General features: G+C 70.2%; 20 protein-coding genes. 7 read left to right on the top strand and 13 right to left on the bottom strand.

The window, feature by feature from the left end; all coding sequences use genetic code 11:
- Positions 1-77: 77 nt before the first annotated feature.
- On the top strand, positions 78-1,349 hold the full coding sequence (locus ACZ6O0_RS14295) for a neutral zinc metallopeptidase (RefSeq protein ID WP_465765299.1): 1,272 nt from the start codon (positions 78-80) through the stop codon (positions 1,347-1,349).
- Here ACZ6O0_RS14295 and ACZ6O0_RS14290 read toward each other — a convergent pair.
- Both ACZ6O0_RS14290 and ACZ6O0_RS14285 read right to left on the bottom strand, forming a co-directional pair.
- Positions 1,329-1,667 (bottom strand): MmcQ/YjbR family DNA-binding protein, encoded by a 339-nt coding sequence (locus tag ACZ6O0_RS14290; protein ID WP_465765298.1) that lies wholly within the window; start codon positions 1,665-1,667, stop codon positions 1,329-1,331. The two genes, ACZ6O0_RS14295 and ACZ6O0_RS14290, sit on opposite strands and share 21 nt — an antisense overlap.
- Positions 1,668-1,669: 2 nt before the next feature.
- Positions 1,670-3,082 (bottom strand): DHA2 family efflux MFS transporter permease subunit, encoded by a 1,413-nt coding sequence (locus ACZ6O0_RS14285; protein WP_465765297.1) that lies wholly within the window; start codon positions 3,080-3,082, stop codon positions 1,670-1,672.
- A 122-nt stretch (positions 3,083-3,204) separates the two neighbouring features.
- Between ACZ6O0_RS14285 and ACZ6O0_RS14280 the strand changes: the two genes are divergently transcribed.
- Together ACZ6O0_RS14280 and ACZ6O0_RS14275 are read left to right on the top strand one after the other, a co-directional pair.
- A complete protein-coding gene (locus ACZ6O0_RS14280) occupies positions 3,205-3,747 on the top strand; it encodes a TetR/AcrR family transcriptional regulator (protein WP_465765296.1) in 543 nt (180 codons plus the stop codon).
- A 191-nt stretch (positions 3,748-3,938) separates the two neighbouring features.
- Positions 3,939-4,907, top strand: coding sequence for a threonine ammonia-lyase (locus ACZ6O0_RS14275; RefSeq protein WP_465765295.1), 969 nt, complete (start codon positions 3,939-3,941; stop codon positions 4,905-4,907).
- A 208-nt stretch (positions 4,908-5,115) separates the two neighbouring features.
- Here ACZ6O0_RS14275 and ACZ6O0_RS14270 read toward each other — a convergent pair whose 3' ends face one another.
- From ACZ6O0_RS14270 to ACZ6O0_RS14245, 6 genes are all read right to left on the bottom strand, one after another.
- Positions 5,116-5,664, bottom strand: coding sequence for a hypothetical protein (locus ACZ6O0_RS14270; RefSeq protein ID WP_465765294.1), 549 nt, complete (start codon positions 5,662-5,664; stop codon positions 5,116-5,118).
- Between the two features lie 94 nt (positions 5,665-5,758).
- Complete coding sequence (locus ACZ6O0_RS14265; protein ID WP_465765293.1) at positions 5,759-7,060, bottom strand: DUF58 domain-containing protein; 1,302 nt, start codon at positions 7,058-7,060, stop codon at positions 5,759-5,761.
- Positions 7,060-7,989: an AAA family ATPase gene (locus ACZ6O0_RS14260; protein ID WP_465765292.1), complete on the bottom strand. Its 930-nt coding sequence runs from the start codon at positions 7,987-7,989 to the stop codon at positions 7,060-7,062. The genes ACZ6O0_RS14265 and ACZ6O0_RS14260 overlap by 1 nt, the downstream gene beginning before the upstream one ends.
- 57 nt (positions 7,990-8,046) lie before the next feature.
- Positions 8,047-8,640 carry a hypothetical protein gene (locus tag ACZ6O0_RS14255; RefSeq protein WP_465765291.1) on the bottom strand — a complete coding sequence of 198 codons (594 nt, stop codon included), beginning with the start codon at positions 8,638-8,640 and terminating at the stop codon, positions 8,047-8,049.
- Positions 8,637-9,356 (bottom strand): DUF4129 domain-containing protein, encoded by a 720-nt coding sequence (locus ACZ6O0_RS14250; RefSeq protein WP_465765290.1) that lies wholly within the window; start codon positions 9,354-9,356, stop codon positions 8,637-8,639. Before ACZ6O0_RS14250 ends, ACZ6O0_RS14255 begins: the two co-directional genes overlap by 4 nt.
- A gap of 17 nt (positions 9,357-9,373) precedes the next feature.
- Positions 9,374-10,588, bottom strand: a complete 1,215-nt coding sequence (locus ACZ6O0_RS14245; protein ID WP_465765289.1) for a GNAT family N-acetyltransferase — start codon at positions 10,586-10,588, stop codon at positions 9,374-9,376.
- A 138-nt stretch (positions 10,589-10,726) separates the two neighbouring features.
- Between ACZ6O0_RS14245 and ACZ6O0_RS14240 the strand changes: the two genes are divergently transcribed.
- The gene (locus tag ACZ6O0_RS14240) at positions 10,727-11,800 is read left to right on the top strand and encodes a GTP-binding protein (RefSeq protein WP_465765288.1); all 1,074 of its coding nucleotides are present in this window, start codon (positions 10,727-10,729) and stop codon (positions 11,798-11,800) included.
- Here the strand turns inward: ACZ6O0_RS14240 and ACZ6O0_RS14235 are convergent.
- The 4 genes from ACZ6O0_RS14235 to ACZ6O0_RS14220 are packed head-to-tail and all read right to left on the bottom strand — an operon-like array spanning position 11,797 to position 16,048.
- Positions 11,797-12,504 (bottom strand): maleylpyruvate isomerase family mycothiol-dependent enzyme, encoded by a 708-nt coding sequence (locus ACZ6O0_RS14235; protein WP_465765287.1) that lies wholly within the window; start codon positions 12,502-12,504, stop codon positions 11,797-11,799. The two genes, ACZ6O0_RS14240 and ACZ6O0_RS14235, sit on opposite strands and share 4 nt — an antisense overlap.
- Before the next feature lie 58 nt (positions 12,505-12,562).
- On the bottom strand, positions 12,563-13,333 hold the full coding sequence (locus tag ACZ6O0_RS14230; protein ID WP_465765286.1) for an HpcH/HpaI aldolase family protein: 771 nt from the start codon (positions 13,331-13,333) through the stop codon (positions 12,563-12,565).
- A gap of 14 nt (positions 13,334-13,347) precedes the next feature.
- Positions 13,348-14,877, bottom strand: coding sequence for an acyl-CoA carboxylase subunit beta (locus ACZ6O0_RS14225; protein WP_465765285.1), 1,530 nt, complete (start codon positions 14,875-14,877; stop codon positions 13,348-13,350).
- A 7-nt stretch (positions 14,878-14,884) separates the two neighbouring features.
- Complete coding sequence (locus ACZ6O0_RS14220) at positions 14,885-16,048, bottom strand: acyl-CoA dehydrogenase family protein (RefSeq protein WP_465765284.1); 1,164 nt, start codon at positions 16,046-16,048, stop codon at positions 14,885-14,887.
- A 148-nt stretch (positions 16,049-16,196) separates the two neighbouring features.
- Between ACZ6O0_RS14220 and ACZ6O0_RS14215 the strand changes: the two genes are divergently transcribed.
- Positions 16,197-16,583, top strand: coding sequence for a MerR family transcriptional regulator (locus ACZ6O0_RS14215; RefSeq protein WP_465765283.1), 387 nt, complete (start codon positions 16,197-16,199; stop codon positions 16,581-16,583).
- 106 nt (positions 16,584-16,689) lie between these two features.
- Positions 16,690-19,488, top strand: a complete 2,799-nt coding sequence (locus ACZ6O0_RS14210) for a cation-translocating P-type ATPase (RefSeq protein ID WP_465765282.1) — start codon at positions 16,690-16,692, stop codon at positions 19,486-19,488.
- On the opposite strand, the gene ACZ6O0_RS14205 is transcribed toward ACZ6O0_RS14210, so the two are convergent.
- Positions 19,485-20,312, bottom strand: coding sequence for an alpha/beta fold hydrolase (locus ACZ6O0_RS14205; protein ID WP_465765281.1), 828 nt, complete (start codon positions 20,310-20,312; stop codon positions 19,485-19,487). The genes ACZ6O0_RS14210 and ACZ6O0_RS14205 overlap by 4 nt on opposite strands.
- A 146-nt stretch (positions 20,313-20,458) precedes the next feature.
- Here ACZ6O0_RS14205 and ACZ6O0_RS14200 point away from each other — a divergent pair, with 146 nt between their 5' ends.
- Complete coding sequence (locus tag ACZ6O0_RS14200) at positions 20,459-21,391, top strand: polyphosphate kinase 2 family protein (RefSeq protein ID WP_465765280.1); 933 nt, start codon at positions 20,459-20,461, stop codon at positions 21,389-21,391.
- The last annotated feature ends 3 nt before the right edge of the window (positions 21,392-21,394 follow it).

Below are 21,394 nucleotides of genomic sequence, written 5' to 3'. Positions count from 1 at the left end.
CTACCTCGCAGGGGCGCGGAGGGCTGACCTGTTCGGTGCCGATACTGTGGCCAGCGATTCTGAGGAAAGGAACGGGGTTGAGTCAGCCACCCTACGGCGGTCCGGGCCAGAACCCGCCGTACCAGCAGCCGGGTCCGCCACAGGGTCCACCGCCCGCCCAGTACGGGCCGCCGCCTGGCCAGTACGCCCCGCCGCCTACCCAGTACGCCCCGCCGCCCGCTCCTTACGGTCCGCCACCCCAGCAGTACGGCGGCCAGCCGCAGTACAGCCCCGCCTCGATGGCACCGCAGCAGGGACCGGGCTTCGGCTGGGGACCCAGCTTCGGGCCTCCCGGCGGGCCAGGTGGTCCCGGCGGGCCGGGGTTCCAGCCGGGCTGGCAGCCGCAGCGGCCGAAGAAGAAGTCCAAGGGACCGCTGGTCGCGATCCTCGGCCTGGTCGGCGTGGCCGTCGTCGGCGCCTGGATCTTCGGCGTGATCAAGAAGAACGCCGACAACGACTACACGCCGCCGGTCAGCTCGCGCCGGTACACGCCGGAGCCGACCACCACGTCGGAGCCGACCGGGCAGCCCACCGAGGAGCCGACCTCGACGTCGTCGACCTCGGCTCCGACACAGGGCCCGTCCGACGCGACGGTGGTCGCCAAGAACGCGCTGTACAAGGTCGGCCAGATGCGGACGGTCAATTGCAAGGAGCCCCGCGTCCGGCCGACCAACGCCCGGAACGCGGCGGCGTACTGGGCCGCGATCAAGCCCTGCCTGGACAGGTCGTGGGCGCCGCTGGTGGCGAAGGCGGGCTACAAGTTCCGCGCGCCGCAGATGCTCTACTGGTCGGGCACCAGCGTGCACAGCCCGTGCGGCGACGGCCCGGTCAACGTGCCGTTCTACTGCTCGGGCAACCACATGATGTACATGAAGGTCGACGTCTTCGTGAAGGCCTACAACGAGTACCCGGACGCGGAGTCGAGGGCGTACGCGCGGATGTGGTACTCGCGGTCGATCGCCCACGAGTACGGGCACAGCGTGCAGTACATGACCGGGATCCTGCAGGCGTCCAGCCGGATGCGGTACGAGCAGACCGACTACGCCGGCCAGATGCGGATGACGCGCCGGATGGAGCTGCAGGCGAACTGCTTCGCCGGCGTCTTCCTGGCCGCGAACAAGCGCAGCTACCCGATCAACGGGATGATGCTCTACGTCTGGAAGAAGTGGGTCGTCACCGCCGGCGACAAGCCCGAGCAGGGTGACCACGGCAGCGTCGCCAGCCAGGCCCGCTTCATGGGCAAGTCCTTCACCAACGCCAACCCGGCCAGCTGTAATACCTTCGCAGCCTCACCGGCCAACGTCAGCTGACAACTCGGGCGGCGCGACCTGCTGCCAGGAGTCGAGCAGGATGTCGTAGAGCTCGTCGGCGTCCTCGAGCGCGGCGAGGCGGGCCCGAACCCAGTTCGAACCCGCCTCGTGCGGCGGAACCCAGAACTTCTGCGGTTCCGCCGCGATCAGCTCCTCCCGCTCCAGCCGGGGACACCGCACCGCGAACGACGTCCGGTCGTCCGGCACCGTCACGAACATCCGCCCCGCGACATCGAAGGTCGGGTGTCCCCACCGCTGCTTCTCCACCGTCTCCGGGAAGGACAGCGCGATCCGTCGTACGTCGTCAGCGTCCAGCACGCTCACACTGTAGAGCGCTTGCGGCCCGGTAGCAGGAGCGCGACGACCGCACCGGCGGCGACGATCGCCGCGCCCGTCCAGACCGCGGGAACCAGGCCGTCGGCGTACCGCGCCGGCGACTCGTAGGAGCCGGCCGAGGCGAAGACCGACGCGAGTACGGCGACGCCCATCGCGACACCGACCTCGCGGATGGTGTTGTTCGTCCCCGATGCCACGCCACGGTCCGCGTCCGCCGCACTCGCCATCACGACACTCGCCGCCGGCGCGAAGGTCAGTCCCATCCCGACACCGGCCAGGACGAACGGTACGACGAGCTCGCTGTACTGCGTCGACGCCGTGGTGATCAGCGCGATCCAGCCGAGCGCCACCGCGAGGAACACCTGCCCGGTCGCGATCAGTGCCCGCGGCCCGACCCGGTCGACGATCAGGCCGGCGATCGGCGCGACCACCATCGGCGCCATCGTCCACGGCATCGTCCGGATGCCCGACTCCAGCGGGCTGTAGCCCTGCACGACCTGGAAGAACTGGGCCAGCAGGAACACCGAACCGAACACGCCGACCGAGAACGTGAACGAGGTGATGTTCACGACGCTGAACGCCCGTACCGAGAACAACCGCAGCGGCAGCATCGGAGCCTCGGTCCGTCGCTCCCAGCCGATGAACGCGGCCAGCAGCACCACACCGGCGACCAGCGAGCCCAGCACTCCACCCGACGTCCATCCGTCGTCGGCGCCGTGCACGACACCCCAGACGATCAACAGCACCCCGCCGGTGGCCAGAACGAGGCCGAGCAGGTCCAGGCGCTTCGCCGTACCCTTCGACTCGCTCAGGACGCGCGCGGCGAGCAGTACGGCGACCACGCCGACCGGCACGTTCAGCCAGAAGATCCACTGCCAGTTCAGGCCGTCGACAACGGCTCCACCGACGACCGGACCGACCGCGACACCGAGTCCGGAGATGCCACCCCAGATGCCGATCGCGGCACTGCGCATCTTGTCCGGTACGGCGCCGGCCAGCAGCGTCAGCGACAACGGCATCACGGCCGCCGCGCCGACACCCTGGATCGCCCGGGAGCCGATCAGCATCCACGGCTCGGTGGCCATCGCGCAGGCCGCCGAGGCGAGCGTGAACAGCGCGATCCCGGCCAGGAACACCCGCCGGCGCCCGAGCCGGTCACCGATCGCCGCCGCGGTCAGCAGCAGGGCGGCGAAGGACAGCGTGTACGCGTTCACGAACCACTGCAGATCGGACAGCGACGCACCGAGCTCGGCCTTGATCACCGGCAGCGCGTTCGTCACGACCAGGTTGTCCAGCGTGACCATGAAGGTTGGAATCCCCACCGCGGCCAGCACCGCCCCGAGCCCGTACTTCCGGGTCCGCGCCACCACCGGCTCTTCGAGAGCGGTCGAAGTCATCGTGCACTCCTCACCCATCCCGGCCCGGAGGGCCGGCTAGTTGTAATTCACTGATAACAAGAACGATGAGACCAAAGTATGCATTGACTGATAACATGTCAAGGGACTTGGAGGAGGAAGCTATGGCGAGGGTTCGGTTGACCGCGGCTGAGCGGGGCGAGGAGGTGCTCCGGGCGGCGGTCCAGGCGTTCGGGGCGTCCGGGTACGAGGGCACCAAGACGGACGAGATCGCGCGGATGGCGGGCGTCTCGCAGCCCTACGTGATCCGCCTCTTCGGCACCAAACAGCAGCTGTTCCTGGCGTCGGTCCAGTTCGTCTGCGACCGGATCGAGCAGATCTTCCGCGAGGCGGCCGCCGAGTCCCCCGAGCTGAGCAACCTCGGCCGCAACTACGAGCGCTTACTCTCCGAGCCGGAACTCCTCCTCGTCCTCCTGCACGGCTTCTCCGCCGGCGGCGACCCAGCCATCGGCGACTGCGTCCGCGCCCGCTTCGGCGGCATCTACCAGCTCATCCGCGATCTCACCGGCGCCTCCGCCCGCGAAGCCCGCGAGTTCCTCTCCACCGGCATGCTCCTCACCGTCCTGTCCGCCATGCAGGTCATAGGCCCCCAAGCCATCCCCCTCCCCTGGGCCGAAGAACTAACCTCCACCCTCGGCACAGACTGACCCACGCGCGCTCCCGCGCTCGCTCCCCCGTCGCGCCCGCTCCGCGCGCTCCCACCCACCCAGGTCTGCGCGCTGCCGCGCTTCATCAACTACCCCGTGGTCCCGGAGCCTGTGGTGGGTCAGCCTGGGGGTGGTGAGCGTGTATCGCCACACGAGCTTCCGCGCGTGGCCGGCAACTACACTCCGGTTGGGTGCAGGGGACGCGGCTGGAGATGGGGCGGATTGCGGGGGCTCGGCGGGTTATTGACCCGGTGTTTCTGGACAGTCCGCTGTATCGGTGTGAGGCGCTGGAGGCCGCGCTCGGGTGTGCGGTGAGCATCAAGCTCGAGACGGCCAACCCGGTTCGTAGCTTCAAGGCTCGTGGGACTGAGCTGGTCGCGACACAGCTGGCGGAGAGCGGCTCGCGGTCCGTGGTGTGCGCCAGCGCGGGCAACCTCGGGCAAGCCCTCGCCTGGTCCGGTCGTGGCCGCGGGCTCGACGTCACGGTCGTGGCGTCGCGCTTTGCGACCGCGGCCAAGCTCGACCGGATCCGCGCGTACGGCGCCACGCTGGAACTGGTCGACGGCGACCACGAGCTGGCTCGCGAGCGGGCGGCCGCGATCGCGAAGTACGACGGCATCCGGCTGCTCGAGGACAGCCTCGACATCGAGACCTGCGAGGGCGCGGCGACCATCGGCCTCGAACTGGTGGACGCCGAGCCGTCGTTCGACGCCGTACTGATCGCTCTCGGCGGCGGCGCACTCGCCACCGGCGTGGGTCACGTGATGAAAGCCTTGGCGCCCGGAGTCGAGGTGATCTGCGTCCAGCCGCTCGGCGCGCCGGCGCTGACCCGCTCATGGCACGAACGCCGGGTCGTCACCACCGATTCGGCCAACACGATCGCGGACGGCGTCGCCGGCCGGTACCCGATCCCGGCCGTCCTCGACGACCTCCTCGTGGTCGCCGACGACGCTGTCCTGGTGGACGAATCGTCGATCATCAGCGGCATGCGGCTGCTCCTCGAGCACGCCGGCCTCGTCGTCGAACCGTCGGCCGCCCTCGGCATCGCGGCGATCCTCGAGGACCGCGAGCGCTTCGCCGGCCGGCACGTCGTCACCATCGTGTGCGGCAGCAACGTCGACCTCGACGCCTACCACCGCTGGGTCGGCACAGCTCCCTGACCGTTGCCTCGGCCAACGATTTCCACCGAGGCAGGCCGCAACACGCATCGGCCCGCCCTCTCGACCGGTGACGCTCACCCAACCACGGCCCCGGAACCACGGTGTGGTTGATGAAGCGCGGCAGCGCGCAACCCCGGGCGGGTGGAGCGCGCGAAGCGGGCGCGACGCAGGAGCGACCGCGGGAGCACGCGTGGGCTGGCTCGGTGGGTTAGTCGCGGCCGAGTTTTTGGCCGGAGGCGAACCAGATGGTGGCTGTGGCGAGGAGTAGGGCTCCGACGGTGATGAGGAGGGAGCCGCGAAGGTTGGCGCCTTGGATGAGGGCGGCTGCTACGGCGACTACGGGGACGAGTAGTACGGCGATTGCTGTGGGCAACCACCAGCGGCGGAGGGCGTCGGGGTGGACGCGGGCGTAGGACGGGAGTTGGGCGGTGAAGGCGGTGGCTAGGTGCACGACCAGGAGGGCGATTGCGGTGATGGCCAGGCTCCAGCTGATCTCGCCTGGTGCTCGCATCAGCCAGCCGGCGGTGACGATCAGGAGGAAGAACAGCCCGGCGAGGGAGTCCGGGAGGACTACGGTCGCCACGAGCAGCGGTACGCCGAGGAGTGGGATGAGGTCCATCTGGTCCCAGGACTGGACGGCCGGCACCACGAGTGCGACGGCTCCTGCGGCGGCGATCAGGAGGCGTGACAGCAGTACGGCGCTCCCGGAGGCCCGCAGTTGCGCAAGCCACAAGGTGATCCTCTCTGCGGCCGTCATCAGCAGCTCCTCCCATCCGCGGTCATGAGCCGTTCGTCAACCGCAGCCGGGCGGGCATTCACGTCCGCGGTCGGGCGGGTGTTCAGGTGCGTGGTCATGAGCGCATCCGGGGGGCTGCGGAGAGGCGGGAGGCGTCTCTGAGGACCTCGTCGAGGGTGCCGGCGCCTCGCCAGCGGACGGTGGGGACGCCGAGGTCGCTGAGGCGGTCGAGGTCTCGGCGGCGTTCGAGGAGGCGGAGGCGCCAGGCGAGGGGCCAGGTGCGGGCGTCGTGTTCTTCGAGGTCGATGATCGACGCGACATCCTCGGGCAGGGTGTCGACGGCGATCACTGTGCAGCCGGAGTGGACGAGCGTCACGACGTACCCGAGCATGGCTTGGCGGAGGAGGGGGCTGAGGACCAGGACCAGGCTGTCGGAGCGGATCCGGTTGCGGCGGGCGAGTTGTTCTTCGTCCTGCTGGCGGCCGCGGCGGTCGGCGTGGACGAGGGTGTCGAGGATGCGGCGCAGGTGGCCGCGGCCGCTGCCGGAGCGGACGCCGCGGACGAGGTTCCCGGTGTCGATCAGGCGGACGCGGTCGCCGTGCCGCAGGTAGTGTTCGGCGATCGACGCGGCGGCCCGGACCGCTGTGTCCAGGCTGCTCGAGCGTCCGTCGATGCCTTCGCTGATGCCGATCTCGCCGCCGGTGTCGAGCAGGATCACCACTTCGGTGTCGCGGTCCGACCACGTCGACGTGACGTGCAGCTCGCGGGTCCGCGCGGACACGGACCAGTTGATCCGCCGCAGCCGGTCACCGGTGCGGAACGGCCGTACGCCGGCCAGCTCGGTCCCCTCACCCGGTCGCCGGGACCGATGCAGTCCGACCAGACCGGCCGGCCGCGGTACGGAATCGACCGCCTCGAAGCCCTCCCGCAACGGCAGCGTGGACACGGCCAGCGGCTCGGCCGACGTCACCTGGACCCGGTACGCGCCGAGCGTCGACGTCGCCACAACCGTTGGTCGCTCCAACGCACGCAGACCCCAGCGCTTCGACCGCAGCCCGACCTCGAGCGTGACCGCGCCCTCCGACACCGGCTCCGCGATCGCCGCCTGTGGTGGGTCGTACTGGAACCACTGCGACCGCGGCAACGCCGCCACGATCAGGTCGATGTCCGGGTCAACCGTCCCGGACACCCGCAGCCGGTACGTCGTCGCCTGTCCCTCGAACAACACATCCGAGTCGAGCTCGGTATGGACGTCAGGCTGCTCACGTGGCCGGAAGTACCGCCCCCAGACCGCGACGAACGCCAGCGGCAGCCCGAACACCGCCGCGTCCGGCCGCCGCAGCAGCACCGCGATGCCCAGCAGCACCGCGGCGACAGAGATCGCGCGGATCTGCGCGTGGGTCGGTTGCCACCCCATCAGCGGGAAACGCTGACCACGGTCGGAGGCGCCGCGACCGTACCGAGCACTGTCCGGACCACGGTCGCCCCGGTGACCTCGTGCAGCCACAGCTCCGGCCGCACGGTGATCCGGTGCGCCAGAGCAGGTACGGCGACCGCCTTCACATCCTCTGGTACGACGTAGTCCCGGCCATGGATCACGGCGTACGCACGGGCCGTGAGGAGCAGCGCGAGTGAGCCGCGAGGGGATGCGCCGACGAGGACCTGCGAGTCCCGGCGGGTCGCGGCCGCGAGCTCCACGCAGTACTGGCCGACCGTGTCGTCGACCGTGACCGTTTCGACGGCTCGTTGGGCGGCGAGCAGGCCGGCGGCGTCCGTGACGGCGTCGACGGTCTGGTCCTCCTGGCGGCGGCTCATCCGGCGACGCAGGACCTCCCACTCCTCGGCGGCGCTCGGGTAGCCGAAGCCGATGCGCAGCATGAAGCGGTCGAGCTGGGCCTCGGGGAGCGGGTAGGTGCCTTCGTACTCGACCGGGTTCGCGGTCGCGAGCACGTGGAACGGGTTGGGCAGCGGGAAGGTCTGGCCCTCGACGGTGACCTGGTGCTCCTGCATCGACTCGAGCAGCGCGGCTTGGGTCTTCGGTGGGGTCCGGTTGATCTCGTCGGCCAGCAGCAGGCCGGTGAAGATCGGCCCCGGCCGGAAGACGAACTCCGACTCCTTCTGGTCGTACACGAACGCGCCGGTCACGTCGGACGGCAACAGGTCGGGGGTGAACTGCACCCGGCGGAACTCCAGCCCGAGCGCCTGCGCGAACGACCGGGCGGCCAGCGTCTTCGCCAGCCCCGGGTAGTCCTCGAGCAGCACGTGCCCACCCGCGAGGATCCCCGCGAGGACCAGCTCCAAAGCCTCAGACTTCCCGACCACTGCCTGGCTCACTCGCTCAAGCACCCGGCGACTCAGCTCCGAGACCTCACCGAGCGTTAGGTCGTGATCAGCCACTATTCCTCACAGGTTCTCGATGGTGTGGATCGCGTACTCGATCTCGTCGAGGGACGCGGTGCGTTTCTCGTCACCGGTGATCAGCCCCCAGAGCCGATCGCCGGTGAGCGCGCGGGCCCGGTCCGGCTCGCGCTCGGGATCGACGCCGTGGCGGTGCACCAGGCGATCGGTGGTCAGCTCCAGCAGCAGCGGCCGGATCCGGCGGGTGAACGTCTGCGACCCCTCGCCGGCCCGCCGCTCCCGGCTCGACTCCTGCAGCCAGGTGGCGATGAACTGGGTCCGGTTGTCGTTGCTCCGGGCCCGCACTACGGCGGAGTCGTCCTGCCGCCCGGGCCAGTTGGTCTCCAGCACCTGCGGGCCGATCAGCCGGATCGCCAGCGACCCGAATCCGATCGCCAGCGCCGCGGCCACGAACCACAACGGCCGGGGCGCCATCCCGGCCGCGGCGAACACGCCGATCAGCAGCAGGCTCGCCAGCACGGTGATCCCGACGTGTTGCAGCAGCACCTTGTTCAGCCGCAGCGACCGGCCCTTCTTCCGCTCCCGCGGATCCGGCGGCGGCCCCTTCTCCTCCAACGGCGACCAGCGGTACGACGTCATGACGTCACGTCCGCGGCGTGAGCGACAGCCAGCTCGTCGCGGAGACGAAGGAGGGCAGCGCGCGCCTCGGCCCGGGCCGCCTCGGTCGAGCCGTGCGTGGAGTACCGGGCCTCGCGGTACAGCTCCCCCAGCCGGACCAGCTGCGGCTCGGAGATCCCACCGACGCCGAGGACCCGGACGGTGAACTCAGCCGGTGTCTCCGACGGATCACGTGCCAAGCCTGCCGACGCCGCCGTCTCCTCCAGCGCGACCCAGCAGGCGATGACCGCGTCGGTCGAGGTCCCGGAGTCGATCGTGGACAGGCTGTTGTCCACCGCCTCGGCGAGCCGCTCGGCCTTGACCCGCTCCCACTCGGCCGCCGCGTCCTCGGCCTGCGGCAGCTCGACCTTGCGGACGATGCGGTAGACCAACCGGACCAGGACCAGCACGACGGCCGCGAACACGAGGTAGACCAGCGCCTGCCATAAGGCCTTCAGCCAGTCCGGCACCGGGCGGGGTTTCACGTCGCGCTGCGGCGGACCCCCGATCGGTGTCGGCACGTTCACGGACTGGGTCGGCGTGAAGGTCGGCAGCGGACGCGGGCTGGACCGCAGCGTGCTCTCGCTGAGTGGCCGGACCGAGCCGCCGGCCGACGCGAGCACGACGAAACCGGCCGCCACGAGCCCCACCAGCAGGACGGCGGCCAGCGCGAGCGCACCCCGACGCTGCGTCTGCATCTGGGAAGGCTAACCGATCAGAAGCCCGTGTCGAGGAACGGTAGGCGAGATGTGGAAAACGCTTGCGACGTCGCCGCCAGCGCACCGGCCGTGTGCTCCTGGACCAGCCCGGCACGGCCGAGCCTCGCCAGCGACGGCTTGCCGAGGTAGACGGCCCCGAGCTCGCGTACGTCGACGGTCAGATCGGCCGTCCGGGTGGTGGGCTCACAGTTGGCGCCGTCCGGTCCGCCGGTCAGGTGCCACGTCCCCGCGTTCCACGGGAGGAAGCCATCGGTGATCGCGAGGACGACGTCGATCTCGTGCGCGTACGTCCGGGCCGCGAGCGCGCGCCCGACGTCGACCGTACGCACCCACAGGCCGTCCCGGGTGATCGGCGACGGGGCCCGCTGGTCGAGCAGCAGATCGAGCAGCGGGTCGTCCGACGGAACCATCTCGCAGCGGATCTCACTCAGCAGGTCGGGCTCCAGCAGGTAGCGCCAGAGCGCGGCGTGCGACGCGATGTCCACGGCATGTACGCGATGGACCTCGACGAACCCCTTCTCCGCACGCTTGGTCCGGTAGTGGGCGAACCCGGTCACCTCGCCGTCGCGCTCGGCCAGCACGCACCGGCGTTTCGACCCGTTCGCCGGATTCCCCAGGAAGTTGTCGGTGACGACGTACTCCTGCCAGCGCTCGTCGTGCTGGAACATCCCCGGCCGCTCTGCCGCGAGCCGGTTGCGCAGGGCCGCGGTGGTCGCGAGGGTCTCCCGCACGTCGGCGTACCGGATCCGTACGTCGTCGATGCCGGCCACCGGCCGCAGCGCCCGCGCGGCCTTGGGTACGACGATCTCCTGGACGTCGGACGCGAAGCCGTACCCGAAGCGGCCGTAGATGACCGGCTCGCTCGCGGTCAGGGCGGCCAGCGGCTCGGTCCCCGTCTCGTGGATCTCGGTCAGCTGGGCGCGCATCAGGTCCCGGAGGATGCCGCGTCGCCGGTGCGTCGGGCGGACGCCGACCATGGTCACGCCGGCCACCGGTACCTGGGCGGCGCCCGGAACCGCCATCCGCAGCGAGAACGTGCCGGTGTGACCCACCAGCTGCCCGTCGTCGGTCGCGACGAGGCTCCGGTCGGGTTCCCAGATCCGCCGCTCCGCCTCGTACTGTGCGTCGGTCCACGGCGCCGCGAACGCCAGGTCCAGGAGCTCCACGAGCTCGTCCCACTCACCCTTGAACCGCCCGATCTCGTTCGCCATGCCCCCTGCCTACCAGACCCCTGGATCCCCGCCCATCGATTTCCGTGCGGTTCGACAGGAGGTACCGCCCCTCGGCCACCCTCGGATCGGCCTGTTCGCGCTCTGGACTGATGAAAATCGTTTTCATATACTCGGGCCATGACCGCCCGAGCGAGAACACCGTTGTCCCTGTTGGTGGGGCTCTCCACGACACTGCGGGAGCCTGTCCTGGATGCGATGACGGACGCGACCACAGTCGTCGTGGTGATCGATCAGGACGAGCTGCCCGAGCGGGGTGTGCTGGCCTGGCGAGTGCAGGACGCGTCCGGGCCGATCGACGCCGGCGAGTTCACGGTCGGGGACGACTGCGGTGCGTGCCAGCTGATCGAGTCGCTGGTGCCGCTGCTCGAAACCCTGGTCGCGCGGGCGCACTGGGATCACGTCGTCCTGGCTGCTCCCCCGGCGATGGAGGCGCGGCCACTCGTGACCACGCTGGTGACGACACTGCCCGAGCTCGTGGTCGACACGGTCACCTGCGTGGTCGACGCCGTACTGCTGGTCCAGCAACTGTCCGGTGACGAACTGCTCGCGGAGCGAGGGCTCGCGCTCGGCCCGCCGGACCGTCGCAACGTCGCGGAGCTCGCCGCACGGCAGATCGAGTACGCCGACATCTGTGTACTCGCGAACGCCCATCGCACCGCGGCGCCCGAGCGACTGCACAACCTCCTCCTGCACCTGAACCCGCGGACGACGGTGGTTGCCACCGACCCCAATGGCGTGCCGATCGGCGGGGTCGCGCGGACCAGACTGTTCGACTTCGAGGCGGCGGAGGCGTGGGCCGGTGAGCTCGCGCCGTCGGACCGGGTCCAGCCCAGCGGGGACGGCGTCACGACGGTGCTGTGGCGTTCGACCCGGCCACTGCATCCGGCCCGGCTGAACGACGCGCTCGAGGACATCGTGAACGGCGTGGTCCGTAGCCGCGGCGTGGTCTGGCTGGCGAACCGCCCGACCCAACGGGTCCGCTGGGAGTCGGCCGGGTACAGCGCGTCGCTCGGCATGCTCGGCGAATGGTCCGACACGGAGCACCTCGCGGAGTGCACGGTCGTCGCGACCGGGATGGGTCTGGATCCGGCCCGCCTGCAGTCGGTCCTCGACGCGTGCCTGCTGACCGAGTCCGAGCTCGCCAGCCTGGACTGGCAGAACCTCGACGACCCGTTCGCCGGAGTCTTCTAACCCAACAGCGGCAGACGGTCCGCGTGCGGGCCGAGCATGTCCAGGTCGGCCTCGTCGAGCGGGACCCGGCCGGTCGCCTTGAGTACGTACGTCGTGGTGTCCCAGCCGATCTCGTCCCACGCCTCCGGGCCGAACAGACCGTCCAGCGTCCGGGCTACCACCTGCAGACCCTCCGGATCCGGCTCGGGCGCGCCCGGCAGGCCGACGATCAGGTCGAGGTGGTGGACCGTTGCCTCGAGCACCAGCGTCGCGACGAAGTCCTTCGCCCGCAGCACGTGCCCCTGCGTCTCGACCCGGGTGGTCTTGTCGGCCAGGCCGGCCGCGGCCGCCCGCACCGCGGCCTCGGACACCTCCCGCCAGTGCTGGACGAGTACGCCGGGCTTCCGGTACGCGGCCGCGACCCCGCGGACGAAGCTCGTGTCCGGCCCGGGATCACCGTCCATCCGGGCCGGGAAGTCCTGCCAGTACGTGACGAAGTCGCGATCCGGATCGGCGATCGCCGGGCTGGCGAACGCGATCAGGGCGCGCTGGGCGTCGTACAGGAGATGGACCAGCAGCGGACCGACCGGCATGCCGGGGCATCTGGTCTCGCGCCCGAAGTCGGTGTCGCTCAGCCCTTGCACGGTCTCGGTCAGGCGCCCATAGGTCCGCCCCAGCGTCGCCGCCAGTCCCAGCGGCAACGCCGCTCGCTCGGGTGCCTTCATCCCCGGCCTCCTCGATCTGCTCCTCTCGAACCTAACCCGCGAGAGTGCCGAGGTGTTCCTACGAGCGCACTGTGTCCAGGTGGGCAGCCGCGGCGGCCTCGAGGTGGCTGAGGTCGGAGGAGACGGTGGCGAAGGTGTAGCCCTGGGCCAGGCGGGCCTTGGCGGATTCGCCGTCGAAGGTGTGGATGCCGGCGGCGATCCCGGCCTCCTGGGCGGTCCGGGCGATCAGCTCGACCGCTTCCTCGAACGGGCCGTCGATCTCCGGGTCGCCCGGGAACCGAGCACCCAGCGCCAGCCCGAGGTCCGACGGGCCGACGTACACACCGTCGAGACCCGGGGTCGCGCAGATCTCCGCCACGTTCTTCAGGCCGAGCGGAGTCTCGATCATCGCGAGCACGACGGTTGCCGCGTTGGCGTCGGCCGGCACCGGGCCGATCCGCAGCGACGCGCGGATCGGGCCGAACGAGCGCCCACCGAGCGGAGGGTACTTGGCCGCCTGGACGGCCCGTGCCACGTCGTCCGCGGTGTCGATCAACGGCACGATCACGCCGACCGCTCCGGAGTCCAGCGCACGCCCGATCGGCGTCGCGTCGTTCGCCTCGACGCGGACCAGCCCGACCGACCTGACGTCGCCGACCGCCGCGCCCGCGTCGATCGCGAGCAGCCCGTTCAGCAGGCCGGTGGAACCGATCAGCCCGTGCTGCCCGTCCAGCACCACGTAGTCGTAGCCCAGCCGCGCGATCCGCTCGGTCGCCGGTGGCGCGTCCAGCGTCACCCAGTAGCCGACCAGCTTTTCGCGCGAACGGATCCGGGTGGCGAAGTCAGTCATACCGACGAGGCTAACTACACCGGCGGGACGCCGTGCCGGCGGTGGGAGAACGTCCGGTCCTTGGACTGGGCCGCGGCCAGCCGGGCGATCAGGTCGTCGCGCAGGTTCTCCGGCTCGACGATGGCGTCGATGACCAGGTCCGCGGCCAGCCGGAGGATGTCGATATCGGTCTCGTACTCCTCGCGCAGGCGGGAGACGTACTCGACCCGTTCGCCCTCGTCGGCGATCTCCTGGATCTTGTTGTAGTACACGGCGTTGATCGCGGCCTCCGGACCCATCACCGCGATCTTCGCGGTCGGCAGCGCGACACACGCGTCGGGTGAGAAGCCGGGTCCGCACATCGCGTAGAGGCCGGCGCCGTACGCCTTGCGCACGATCACCGAGACCGTCGGCACGGTCGCCTCCGACACCGCGGTGATCATCTTCGCGCCGTGCCGGATGATCCCGGCCCGCTCGACCTCGCTGCCGATCATGAAGCCCGGTACGTCGCACAGGTACACCAGCGGCACGTTGAACGCGTCGCACAACCAGATGAACCGCGCCGCCTTGTCCGCGGAGTCGACGAACAGTACGCCGCCCTTCACGGCCGGCTGGTTCGCGACGATCCCGACCACCTGACCGGCGAGCAGCCCGAACCCGGTGACGAGCTCCGGCGCGTACGCCGGCTTGACCTCGAAGAACGTGTCCGCGTCGACGACCGCCTCGATCACGTCGTGGATGTCGAACCCGACGCTCTCCTCGGCCGGCACCAGGTCCCGGGTGAAATCGCGCGCCGGCGGCGAGGCGTCGTACGACGGCGGCCGCGACTGCCACGAGCCGGGCAGGTAGGAGAAGTACTGCTTGGCGAGGTCGATCGCCTCGGTGTCGTCGGACGCGAGCAGGTCGCCGCAGCCGGAGACACTGGTGTGCATCCGGGCGCCGCCCATCTCCTCCAGCGTGACCTTCTCGCCGACCACCATCTCGGCCATCCGCGGGGAGCCCAGGTACATCGAGGCGTTGCCGTCGACCATGATCACGATGTCGCAGAACGCCGGGATGTAGGCGCCTCCGGCGGCGGACGGGCCGAACAGGCAGCAGATCTGCGGGACCTTGCCGGACAGCGCGACCTGGTTGTGGAAGATCCGCCCGGCGCCACGCCGGCCGGGGAACAGGTCGACCTGGTCGGTGATCCGCGCGCCGGCGGAGTCGATCAGCCAGAAGATCGGCAGCTCGTCGCGGAGCGCGACCTCGGTCATCCGGACGATCTTCTCCACCGTCCTGGCCCCCCACGAACCGGCCTTCACGGTCGGGTCGTTGGCGACCAGCAGGGCCGGGCGGCCGTCGACCAGCGCCCGGCCGGTGACCACGCCGTCGGCGGGCAGCCCGGGGTTGAGCGCGTTGGCCAGCTGGGCGTCTTCGACGAAGCTGCCCTCGTCGACGAGCAGCGCGATCCGGTCGCGGACGTACAGCTTGTTCTGATTCGCGAGCTTGGCCGCCGCCTTCTCCGGCGGCCCCAGCGTCGCCTCGCGAGCGACCTTGACCTCTGTCCAGTGATCGCGCGTCATGCAGTCATCATTCCACTGGGAGCCCGAGCGACCGGGCGATCAGCATGCGCTGGACTTCCGACGTACCCTCGCCGATCTCGAGGATCTTGGCGTCGCGGTAGAACCGGGTGACCGGGTACTCCTCCATGAAGCCGTAGCCGCCGAAGACCTGGGTCGCGATCCGGGTCGCGGTCACCGCCGACTCGGTCGCGTAGAGCTTGGCCACCGACGCGGCCTGCTTGAAGTCGGCCATCGACGCGCCGGCATCCTTCAGGGCCGCGGCCCGGTAGACCAGCATCTCGGCGGCGTCGGCCATCACCTTGAGGTCCGCGATCTGGAAGGCGACGCCCTGCTTGCGCCCGATCGGACCACCGAACGTCTGCCGCTCCCCGGCGTACTGGACCGACATCTCCAGGCAGGCCCGGATGCATCCGAGCGCGACGGCCGCGATCGCGACCCGCCCGTCGTCGAGCGTCGCGAGGAACTGCGCGAACCCCTTGCCACGTGTGCCGAGCAGGTTCCCCTCCGGGACGCGGCAGCCGGTGAGCGCCAGCGGGTGCGTGTCGCTCGCGTGCCAGCCCAGCTTGTCGTACGCCGCCTCGGCCACGAAGCCCGGCGTACCACTCGGGACGATGATCGTGGAGATCTCCGGCTTGCCGTCCGCCTTCTCACCGGTCCGCGCGGTCACGGTCACGCACGAGGTGATGGTGGAGCCGGAGTTGGTGATGAACTGCTTCGCGCCGTCGATCACCCACTCGCCGCCGTCGAGCACCGCGCGGGTCTTGGTCGCGCCGGCGTCCGACCCGGACTCCGGCTCGGTCAGCCCGAACCCGGCCAGCTTCCGGCCCGCGACCAGGTCCGGCAGCCAGGTGGCCTTCTGCTCGTCGGTGCCGAAGGTGAGGATCGGGTTGATCCCGAGCCCGACCGCCGCCTCGAGCGTGATGCCCATGGACTGGTCGACCCGGGAGATCTCCTCGATCGCCACGCACAGGCTGGTGAAGTCGCCGTCCGCGCCGCCGTACTCCTCGGGCGCGGTCAGGCCGAACAGGCCGAGCCGGCCCATCTTCTGCACGACCTCCACCGGGAAGTAGTGCTTGCGGTCCCACTCGGCGGCGTGCGGCGCGATCTCCGCCTCGGCGAAGTCGCGGACGCTGTGGCGGAACTCGCGGTGCTCCTCGGACAGCTGGAACATGACCCACTCCCTGTACTTGACGCTGACGCCTCCCCTCCAACCACCCACATCACCAGAGCAACTGGTGATGGTGGTGAGTGGTGGATGGGAGGTGTGCTTGACGCTTACGTAAACGTAAAGCACCATCGGGTGTGTGCACAATAGCCGGGTGCCCGCTCAGACCTGGTCGATCGCCGAACTGGCCACCGAGTACGACGTCACGCTGCGAACGATCCGGTTCTACGAGGACCGCGGCCTGCTCACCCCCGAGCGCCGCGGCACCGTCCGCGTGTACCACTCCCGCGACAAGGTCCGCCTCGGCCTGATCCTGCGCGGCAAGCGGCTCGGCTTCTCCCTCGACGAGATCGCCACCATCGTCGACATGTACGACGCCGAGCCGGGCGAGGAGGGCCAGCTCGTCTACCTGCTCGACCAGATCACCCACCGCCGCGCCGACCTCGAGCAACGCCGCCGCGACATCGACGAGACCCTGCGGGAACTCGCCGAGGTCGAGCGCCGCTGCCAGACCGACCTCGAGTCGTTGCGCACCCGGTAGATCTCCCCGACCCGGAGCCATAGGCGCGAAGCGACGCCGGGACTACCGTGAACCACGGGGCCGCCGCACACGAGGCGGAGGGGAGAAATCCGTGAGCGATACCGGGATGACAGCGCCTGCACCGATCGGAACCGGATCGAACGGCACCGGACCGATCGGCACAGGAGGGCCGCCGGCGTACTCGCTGGGGACGGACGAGGCCGTCGCCGCGGCCCGGTCGAACGCCCTGGCCGGCCTGTCCGGGACCGAAGCGGCCGGCCGGCTCTCGACGTACGGCCCGAACGAGATCGCGGCGGAGAAGCCGCCCTCGCTCTGGGCCGTCGCGCTGGCGCAGGTCCGCGACCCGATGAACCTGATGCTGATCGGCGTCGTGATCGTGAGCCTGCTGATCGGGGAGCTGTCGACCGGGATCCTCGTCGCCCTGCTGATCCTGCTGAACGTCGGACTCGGCACCCGCCAGGAGCTGACGGCGCGGGCGAGCGTCGACGCCCTGGCCAAGATGCAGATACCGCAGGCCCGGGTGATCCGCGGCGGCGAGCTGACGCTGATCGCGGCCACCGAGGTGGTCCCGGGCGATCTCGTCGAGGTCGAGGCGGGCGACATCGTGCCCGCCGACGGGCGCATCATCCGGTCCGCGACGCTGGAGGCGCAGGAGGCCGCGCTCACCGGGGAAAGCGCGCCGATCGCGAAGGACACCCACACGCTGATCGAGGCCGACGTGGCGCTGGGCGACCAGACCGACATGTTGTTCCAGAACACCTCGGTGACCCGGGGCACCGGCACGATCCTGGTCACCGCGACCGGGATGCAGACGCAGATGGGCCAGATCGCGACGATGCTGACCTCGGTCAAGCGGACCCGGTCGCCGCTGCAGCGGGAGCTGGACTCGCTGACCAAGATCCTCGGGATCATCGCCTGGGGCGCGGTCGCGGTCATCGTGGTGGCCGGCCTGATCCGCGGGGTGCCCGGCAAGGAGGTGCTGCTGCTCGGCACCGCGATGGCGATCTCGGCGATCCCGACCGGCATGCCGGCGTTCGTCTCCGGCCTGCTCTCGCTCGGCGCGAAGCAGCTGGCGGCAGCGAAGGCGGTGGTGAAGAACCTCACCGATGTCGAGACCCTCGGCGCCACCAGCGCGATCAACACCGACAAGACCGGCACGCTGACGCTGAACCAGATGATGGTCTCGACGTTGTACGCCAGCGGATTGTGGTTCACCGTCGACGGCGAGGGCTACCGCAAGAGCGGCGCGATCCGTTCGGTGGCCGGCAAGCCGGTGCCGGACTTCACCCGCCTCGGTCTCGGCCTGGTCCTCGACAGCGACGCGGTGGTCGGTGACGACGGTTCGGTGATCGGGGACCCGACCGAGGCGGCGCTGGTAGTGCTGGCCGCGAAGCTCGGCATCGACGCGGAGGAGACCCGGCAGGCCTACCCGCGGCTGGCCGAGGTCCCGTTCGACTCCGAGTACAAGTTCATGGCGACGTTCCACCGGGTGACTGTCGACGACGTCGAGCACGTCATCGAGCTGGTCAAGGGAGCACCCGACGTGGTCGTCGCGCGCTGCACCCAGGCCGGCGGTCCGCTCAGCGGCTCACAGGTGCCGATCGCCGAGTCGCGGGCCGGCATCGACGACGCCAACCTGCGGATGGGGCAGAAAGGCCTGCGGGTACTGGCGTTCGCCGCCCGCCTCATCGCCGACGACGAACTGGCCACGATGACCGCCGATCCGATGTCGCTGACGCAGGGACTGTCGTTCGTCGGGCTGGCGGGGATCATCGACCCGCTGCGGGCGGAGGCCAGGGACGCCGTCCGGACGGCGCTCACGGCCGGCATCGACGTACGCATGATCACCGGGGACCACGCGATCACCGCGCAGGCGATCGGTGCGGAGCTGGGCCTCGGCCCGGGAGCGGTCAGCGGCGCCGAACTGCAGGCGCTCAGTGACGATGAGCTGAAGCAGCGGCTGCCGCAGCTGCACGTGTTCGGGCGGGTGACGCCCCAGGACAAGCTGAGGCTCGCGCGGACGATGCAGGAGCTGGGCCTGATCGTCGCGATGACCGGTGACGCCGTCAACGACGCGGCCGCCCTCAAGCAGGCCGACATCGGGGTGGCGATGGGGAGCGGCAGCGAGGTGACCAAGCAGGCCGCGCGGATGGTGCTGACGGACGACAACTTCGGCACGCTCGTCCACGCCGTCGAGATCGGCCGGCGCGTGTACGACAAGGTCGTGGCGTACGTCCGGTACCAGATGACGCAACTGCTGTCGCTGGTCCTCCTCTACCTCGTCGCGTCGGTGTTCGACATCAACCAGGGTGTGGCCATGACGCCCTCCATGGTGCTGTACCTGCTGTTCGTCGCCACCGTGGCCGGCGTCGTCATCATCGCCGTCGATCCCGGTGACCCCGACGTGATGCACCGGCCACCGCGTGACCCCGGCGTACCGATCACCAACCGGGGCGCGGTGATCATGTGGATCGTCTACGCCTTCGCGCTGTTCCTGGCCGCGCTGGGCCCGCTGCTCCTGGGGCCGGACGAGCCGAGTCCCACGCAGGCCAGCGTGTCGATGACGATGACGTTCGTGGTGATGGGTCTGGGGACCGTGTTCAACGCGGTGGTCAACCGGCGTGACCCGACCAGCGGCCTGACCCCACCGATCCTGATGGCGCTGGGGATCGGGCTGATCTCCTTCGTCCTGCTCTTCCTCGGCACCCAGCTCCCGACCCTCCAGGGCGGGCTGCTCACCACCGAGCTGAGCCCGCGCCAGTGGCTCACCTGCGCCGGCCTGGCCGCGATCCTCCCGATCGTCGTCGAGGTAGGCAAACTGATCCGCCGACGCCGTAACCCCCAACCCCCGACCCTGACCCCGGAGTACGCCGTCGCCCCGGCCCGCGCCCGGAAGCCTGCCTAGGCGGAGGCGCCGGGGAGATGGACCACCCGCACGCCGGCGGGGAGTTGAGCGCCGCCGGTGAGCAGGGTCCCGTCCAGCCAGGCCTCGACCACCGTCGCCAGCTCCTCCGGGTGGCTGAAGTTCACCGCGTGCGCCGCCCGTTCCACCAGCGCGACCGCGACGTGCCCGGCAGCGAGCCGGACCACCTCGGCGACGCGGGCCGGGGACGGCATGAGCGGGTCCCGGCCGCCGAGGACGGCCAACGTCGGGACCGGGGTGTGCAGCAACCGTTCCAAGGATGGGAAGAGGGTCAGCTGGTGGAACAGGCGCAGGCCGTTGACCGGCCCGAACCTGAGGTAGTCCGGTAGCGCGACCGGGACCATCCTCGGGCTCTCACGACTCACGTCCAGCGCAAGCTGGCCGAGCGCGCGGCGCAGCGGCCGGTTCTGCAAGCCGCCGGCCGGCGAGACCAGGACCAGGCGCTCGACCCGCTCAGGTGCCTCGTGGGCGACCTCGAGCCCGATCGGACAGCCCATCGAGTTGCCGATCAGCACCGCCTGGTCGATGTCGAGCGCGTCCAGGATCGCCAGCAGGGCGCCGGCCAGAGCGCGGATGTCCAGGACCTGGTCGCACCGCTCGCTGCGGCCGTAGCCCGGCAAATCCGGGACGACGTTGAGCCGTCGTCCGGCCAGCACGCGGGCCGTGGGCATCAGGTACGCGCCGGAGATGGCGAAGCCGTGGACGTGGACCAGCGGTACGCCGCTGCCCCGCAGACTCCGCTGGACGTAGACGGACCTGCCCCCGACCCGGACGTACTGCGTCACCCACTCGCCGTCGGCCACCATGGCGGATTCTCCCACGAGTGGGCCGGGCCGGTCGCTGGTCCGGCTTCATCCGGGCGGGGTGATGCAGGACGGGGGGTGGGGCAGTCCAATGGTGGGCGGACAGGCGTGCGGAGGGTGGTGCCGGATCGGGGCGTAGGGGGCAGGGGATGACATCTCGCGAGCAACGGATCGCCGACTTCATCGACGCGTTCCGGGTCGAGCCGGGGTCGAAGGTCAAGCTGGGCAGGGACTTCGATCCGGCCTTCAAGGGAACCGTCCGGTCCAAGAAGGAGGGCCGCCGGCTGCTGGCCGTGGGCATCGAACTGCTGGCCGAGTACCAGTCCCGGCTGTACGCGCAGCACACCCACGGCGTCCTCGTGGTGCTCCAGGCGCTCGACGCCGGCGGCAAGGACGGCACCATCCGCCATGTGATGACCGGGGTCAATCCCCAGGGTGTGGCGGTGCACAGCTTCAAGGTGCCCTCCAGCGCCGAGCTGGATCACCACTACCTGTGGCGCTACGGGCTGCAACTGCCGCGTCGCGGCGAGATCGGCATCTTCAATCGCTCGCACTACGAGGAGGTGCTCGTCGTCCGCGTGCACCCCGAGCTGCTCGAGCGCCAGAACCTGCCCCACAGCGCCCGGGGGCAGGGGCTGTGGCGACGGCGGTTCCACGAGATCAACGAGTGGGAGCGAACCCTCACCCGCAACGGCACCAAGATCGTCAAGCTCTTCCTGAACCTGTCCAAGGAGGAGCAGCGGACCCGGTTCCTGCGGCGGATCGATCTCCCCGACCACAACTGGAAGTTCTCCTCGGCCGACGTCCGGGAGCGTGAGTACTGGGACGACTACCAGCGGGCGTTCTCGAAGATGCTGTCGAACACGAGCACCGAGTGGGCGCCGTGGCACGTGATCCCCGCCGACCGCAAGTGGTACGGGCGGATCGCGTCGGCCGCGGTGATCGCCAACGCGCTGATCGAGATCGATCCGCGGTTCCCCACGATCGACAGCGACGCACGGAAAGCGCTGCTGAAGGTGAAGGAGACCCTCGAGGCACAGTCGCCGGAAGGGGCAGCGCCCGACCCGTTCGAAGCAGGGTAGGCC

Source organism: Kribbella sp. NPDC048837, assembly GCF_055586945.1.
This window is presented reverse-complemented; position numbering and strand designations above follow the sequence as displayed.

Coding starts and splice junctions, on each gene's coding strand:
- ACZ6O0_RS14285 (WP_465765297.1), bottom strand. CDS start 3,082: ATGACTTCGACCGCTCTCGAAGAGCCGGTGGTGGCGCGGACCCGGAAG.
- ACZ6O0_RS14280 (WP_465765296.1), top strand. CDS start 3,205: ATGGCGAGGGTTCGGTTGACCGCGGCTGAGCGGGGCGAGGAGGTGCTC.
- ACZ6O0_RS14270 (WP_465765294.1), bottom strand. CDS start 5,664: ATGACGGCCGCAGAGAGGATCACCTTGTGGCTTGCGCAACTGCGGGCC.
- ACZ6O0_RS14265 (WP_465765293.1), bottom strand. CDS start 7,060: ATGGGGTGGCAACCGACCCACGCGCAGATCCGCGCGATCTCTGTCGCC.
- ACZ6O0_RS14255 (WP_465765291.1), bottom strand. CDS start 8,640: ATGACGTCGTACCGCTGGTCGCCGTTGGAGGAGAAGGGGCCGCCGCCG.
- ACZ6O0_RS14250 (WP_465765290.1), bottom strand. CDS start 9,356: ATGCAGACGCAGCGTCGGGGTGCGCTCGCGCTGGCCGCCGTCCTGCTG.
- ACZ6O0_RS14245 (WP_465765289.1), bottom strand. CDS start 10,588: ATGGCGAACGAGATCGGGCGGTTCAAGGGTGAGTGGGACGAGCTCGTG.
- ACZ6O0_RS14240 (WP_465765288.1), top strand. CDS start 10,727: ATGACCGCCCGAGCGAGAACACCGTTGTCCCTGTTGGTGGGGCTCTCC.
- ACZ6O0_RS14235 (WP_465765287.1), bottom strand. CDS start 12,504: ATGAAGGCACCCGAGCGAGCGGCGTTGCCGCTGGGACTGGCGGCGACG.
- ACZ6O0_RS14230 (WP_465765286.1), bottom strand. CDS start 13,333: ATGACTGACTTCGCCACCCGGATCCGTTCGCGCGAAAAGCTGGTCGGC.
- ACZ6O0_RS14225 (WP_465765285.1), bottom strand. CDS start 14,877: ATGACGCGCGATCACTGGACAGAGGTCAAGGTCGCTCGCGAGGCGACG.
- ACZ6O0_RS14220 (WP_465765284.1), bottom strand. CDS start 16,048: ATGTTCCAGCTGTCCGAGGAGCACCGCGAGTTCCGCCACAGCGTCCGC.
- ACZ6O0_RS14210 (WP_465765282.1), top strand. CDS start 16,690: ATGACAGCGCCTGCACCGATCGGAACCGGATCGAACGGCACCGGACCG.
- ACZ6O0_RS14205 (WP_465765281.1), bottom strand. CDS start 20,312: ATGGTGGCCGACGGCGAGTGGGTGACGCAGTACGTCCGGGTCGGGGGC.
- ACZ6O0_RS14200 (WP_465765280.1), top strand. CDS start 20,459: ATGACATCTCGCGAGCAACGGATCGCCGACTTCATCGACGCGTTCCGG.